Origin of the sequence: Psychrobacter piechaudii (assembly GCF_900162825.1) — a bacterium.
Lineage (GTDB): Bacteria > Pseudomonadota > Gammaproteobacteria > Pseudomonadales > Moraxellaceae > Psychrobacter > Psychrobacter piechaudii.
This window is the reverse complement of record NZ_FUGE01000117.1, coordinates 1-1,042: the sequence shown is the minus strand read 5'-3', so window position 1 is coordinate 1,042 and position 1,042 is coordinate 1. Positions and strand designations below refer to the sequence as shown.

1 protein-coding gene is annotated in these 1,042 nt (G+C 46.3%); it reads right to left on the bottom strand.

Annotated features, from left to right (window positions below):
• A partial coding sequence (gene tnpC / locus A1019T_RS06035) for an IS66 family transposase (RefSeq protein ID WP_143514090.1) occupies positions 1-1,042 on the bottom strand: 1,042 nt, incomplete at both ends.

Genomic DNA, 1,042 nt, shown 5'->3' with positions numbered 1-1,042 from the left:
GCACCCAGCGATGAGGTAACAACTCATCCAGATCCTCTTGAGTAGGCAGGCGTCTTAGCACGTCTGTCAAATAAGCAGACACATCCAAGCCATTTAAGCGAGCTGACTGAATGATTGACATAATATTCGCAGCACGCTGCCCACTTCGCAGCGAACCGGCAAACAACCAGTTTTTACGCCCAAGTGCCCACGGGCGCATCTGATTTTCCGCCCAATTATTATCAATCGGCAACCTCCCATCATCCAAATAACAAGTCAGCGCTTGCCAACGTTTTAGGCAATAATCAATCGCCTTAGTAATACTGGCATTCTTAGTGGTTAACTGTCTTTTTTCTTGTAACCATTGGTGCAGCTTATCCGCAATCGGTTTGGCTCTATCCTGCCTGATTTTCCGGACTATCTGGGGATCTCTTGGTATTGGAGATGTGTTTTTTTCAAATCGCTCATCAATCTCACGTTCAACCGCATACAACTGCCCGAATAACGCTAATGCGTCAATGCTAATAACACTTTGTCCAGTAACGTGCAATTCATGAAACTTACGCCGTGCATGGGCCATACAACCGATTTCGCTCACACCTTGATGAAATAAGAACTTATATCCACTGTAATCATCGCAAATCAGCTTACCGTGCCATTTGTCTAAAAAGGCTTTAGGGTGCTCATTACGACGGCTCTGGGCAAAGTCATACACCACCGCTTTTAATGCACCGTGCTGTGGAGTGAGATACGCCCAAACATAGCCTTTCTTTAATGATTTACTGCCGGCTTTCACAGGGTTTTTCATGATAGACACCGGTGTTTCATCGGCATGTAAGATAGGCTCAGACAGTAACAGCGAATGCAAGCGATTCACTAAAGGTGCCATGGCAACACCACAGCGTCCCACCCAGTCTGCCATAGTAGCATCGGGGATAGTTACCCCACTTCGCTGATAGATAATATTCTGCCGATATAGCGGCTGATGGTCTGCATATTTGCTAATAAGGATGTGTGCAAGCAGCTCTGGGGTGGCGATGCTTTTGTTAATAATCTGCTTGGG